The 3,441-nt window shown below is 63.5% G+C and carries 3 protein-coding genes and 1 pseudogene; all 4 read right to left on the reverse strand.

The features are described 5' to 3' along the window. Positions 1-207 precede the first annotated feature (207 nt). Entirely contained in the window at positions 208-438 is a 231-nt protein-coding gene (locus tag WFM69_RS19200) for an integrase core domain-containing protein (RefSeq protein WP_337007432.1), read from the reverse strand. 64 nt (positions 439-502) lie between these two features. Next, entirely contained in the window at positions 503-1,876 is a 1,374-nt protein-coding gene (locus WFM69_RS19205; RefSeq protein WP_337007434.1) for an IS30 family transposase, read from the reverse strand. A 61-nt stretch (positions 1,877-1,937) separates the two neighbouring features. Continuing rightward, positions 1,938-2,465 (reverse strand): annotated as a pseudogene (locus WFM69_RS19460) (IS3 family transposase); the annotation flags it as partial. Positions 2,466-2,512: 47 nt separating this feature from the next. After that, a complete protein-coding gene (locus WFM69_RS19210; protein ID WP_337007436.1) occupies positions 2,513-2,797 on the reverse strand; it encodes a transposase in 285 nt (94 codons plus the stop codon). Between the last annotated feature and the right edge of the window lie 644 nt (positions 2,798-3,441).

The following is a 3,441-nucleotide window of genomic DNA, read 5'->3' on the forward strand; positions in this document are numbered from 1 at the left end:
ATCCCTCACCGCTCGTCACACTAAGATCCGATCACAACACAAGCATGATAGAACGCGGCACACAACGCCCGGGCAGCCTGACTCACACGAAGTACCAAACCACCCGGGAACTCAGTAGCTTCTCGACGGAAACACCGCACCACGACACCCCACTAGGTAGCGCAACTGGAGCCTGACCCGCTTCTCCGGACGGTTTCTCTCTGTTGATCATGCCGCGGTTGCGGTGGGAATGTGAAGTCTCTCGAACTCTACGGGGCTGAGATTGCCGAGCGCGGTGTGTCGCCGGGTCGGGTTGTAGAACCCTTCGATCCACTCGAACATCGCCGACGACAGCTCCGCTTTTGAGGCCCAACTCGAGCGGTCGAGGAGCTCGCTTTGCATGGTTGACCAGAACGACTCTATGAGTGCGTTGTCGACGCTGGAAGTGACGCGTCCCATCGAGCCGAGTAGGCCGGCTTGCCGTAAGCGGTGGCCGAAGAGCCATGAGGTGTATTGACCGGGTTCAACCGGTCGTTGCAACACCGGCTTGTTGGAGCAACATTAGCTGCTCGCTGAAGGCCTCGGCAGGGGTCTTCCAGGCCAACGTTTTGCGAGGCCGTGTGTTGAGTGCGTGAGCGACGGCTTCGATCTCCTCGGCCGACCAGCAGGACAAGTCGGTGCCCTTGGGGAAGTACTGCCGCAGTAGCCCGTTGGTGTTCTCGTTCGTGCCGCGCTGCCAGGGCGATTGCGGGTCGGCGAAGAACACCGGGATGCCCGTCTCGACCGTGAACTTTGCGTGAGCGGACATCTCCTTGCCGCGATCCCAGGTCAACGACCTGGCCAGCTGGGCGGGGAGCGTCGACATCGTGCTCGCGCCGTAGCCGGCCAGCGCGGGGCCGTTCTTGGGGGTCTCCTTGTGTCGGTATCCCTCCTCTCGTGGGAGGTGGACCAGCATCGTGAATCTGCTCGTGCGGTCGACGACGGTGCCGATCGCTGAGCGCTCGAGGCCGATCAGTAGGTCTCCTTCCCAGCGACCGGGAACAGCGCGGTCCTCAGCTTCTGCGGGACGTTCGCTGATCAGCGTTCCAGGGGTGACGTGCGCCCATGTTTTGCGGCGTGACCGTTCCCGCGGCGCGCGCAGCGCCCGGCCCGTGCGCAGACACCAGACCAGCTCGCGTTTGAGCGCGCCGCGGCCCTGAATGTAGAGCGACTGGTAGATCGCCTCGTGGCTAATGCGCATGGACTCATCATCGGGGAAGTCGACCTTGAGCCGGTTGCTGATCTGCTCCGGGCTCCACGCCATGGACCACCCGCGGTGCTTGCGGTGCGGCTTGTTGATCCCCGTGAACCGCGGAGGCTCGGGACCGACAATCACCTTGCCATCCGGTGTGGTGATCTGCCCCGACAATCGGTCCTGGACGTAGGTATGCAACCGAGCGTTCGTGACCAGCTTCGCTGTCTTCGGGCGTTTCGCCGCCATGTCGGCCTTCCACTGCGCGACCGAGGCTCGATACCCGCGACTTCCGTAGCGGACGGCCGCATTCCGGCGCAGCTCACGGGAGATCGTCCCCGGGTCACGGCCGATAGTTCGGGCGATCTCACGCACCCCGCGTCCCTGAGCACACAGGAGAGCGATCTCCTCACGCTCAGCGAATGACAGGTAGCGTCCAGTTGACGCGAACTTCAGGTCGAACGGAGCCATGCCGCCAGCGTTGCGGAACCACCGCTGACCGACAGCTTGCGCCACACCGACCACGGCAGCCGCCTCGATGGGCAACAGCCCCTTGGCGATCTCCGCCCAGAACGCTGCCTCGACATGCCGTTGAAACTTCGGATGCCCAGGCGACCGAAGCTTCGGCCGCTCCGCCCGATCTGCTGCCTGCTGACGACGAACCATCTGACACCTCCGCGATCACAAGGTGTTGCGACGACCACTGGAATCCGCCTTGCGCTCCTCGATCGGCATGAACCACGGTTCCGGGCTTGGGTCGTCGTCTCCAGCGGGCCATCTCGAGCGCGTCGACGACGATCTCGGTAGTGATCCGATCGGAGATCGACCAGCCGACGACACGACGGCTGAATGCGTCGATGACCGCAGCGCAGTAGACCCAGCCGTCGTTCGCGCGATGCTGCGTGATGTCGCAGAACCAGAGTCGGTTCGGCTCGGATGCGCGGAACTGTCGCTTCACGAGATCATCGTGCGTTGCTGTGTTGGGTTTCCAACCGCGCCGCTTGCGACGGTGAGAGACGCCGGTGAGGCCGTCAAGGCGCATGAGTCGGGCGACCCGCTTCTTGCCGACGTGGACACCGAGCCCGAGCCGCAACTCGGCCAGCACTCGCGGGGCGCCATAAGTGCCCCGCGAGTCGCGGTGAACCTTCCGGATCGTCGTCGTCAGCGCCTCGTCCGTGACCGCCCGCAGCGATGGCGGACGAGATGCCCACTCGTAGTAGCCGGACTTCGAGACGTTCAGGAACCGGCAGGCCACCGCAACAGGAACCCCGTCAGCGGCGAGCTCTTGGACCAGCCGGAACCCTATTTTTGGAGCACGTTCTCCCTCGCGAAGTAGGCCGAAGCGCGCTTGAGTATCTCGATCTCCATCTCCAGCACGCGGTTGCGGCGACGCAACTCGACAAGCTCCTTGTGCTCGTCGGAGGTGACCCCAGCCTTACGGCCGGCATCGAGCGCGTCGCGATTCATCCAGTTCCGCAGACACGAATCGCTGATCCCGAGATCACGAGCGGTCTGACCGACAGGGTTGCCCTGCGCAACCAGATCCAGGGCACGACGCCGGAACTCCGGCGGGTGAGCAGCAGGCATTACACGGACTCCTTCCGAGACGATCATCGCCTCAACTCAGATGTCCGGGAAACCGGGTCAGGCTCCGAGTGCTGCTTTAGCGTGGGAAACGAGAACCTCGGGTGGTGGCAGTGCACTGGTAGCAACTCCACGCCGGGTCAGGCCCAGGTTCCTGAGTTCTTCGTATTCCGGTCGGCGTTGGTGACCGAGCCGGTGCGTGCGCAGGCCGGCCCGACGGGCCCACCCGTAGGCGGTGTTGCGGTTCAGGCCGAGCCGGTCGGCGGCTTCAGCTACGCACCCGATCTCGTCCATCAACGCGATGAATCGCGTGTGCAGCTGTCTGGATTTGGGTGCAAACGACATGGTGGTCGCAACCTCCTGAAGATCAGGGTGTTGCGACCACCACTAGAACCCACAGGTAGCCGGGGCATTGTTCTGTCAGGCAGTGGCCATCCGCTGTGCTACGACGACCACTGGCATCCGTCGTCGCCCTCTTGGGGCACGACTGGGTCCTGGTTGATCAACCTAAACAAGCCGAGGGAAAGACCATGCGTGTCCTACTGCTTCTGACGTTTCTTCAGAACACGGTTCGTCACCACGAGACCGCCCCCCAAAAGCAGAGCAGCAAGACTTAGGAACAGCAAACCCTGCTCGGAACCGCCACC

It is taken from the genome of Microbacterium sp. LB12 (assembly GCF_037150835.1).
Lineage (GTDB): Bacteria > Actinomycetota > Actinomycetes > Actinomycetales > Microbacteriaceae > Microbacterium.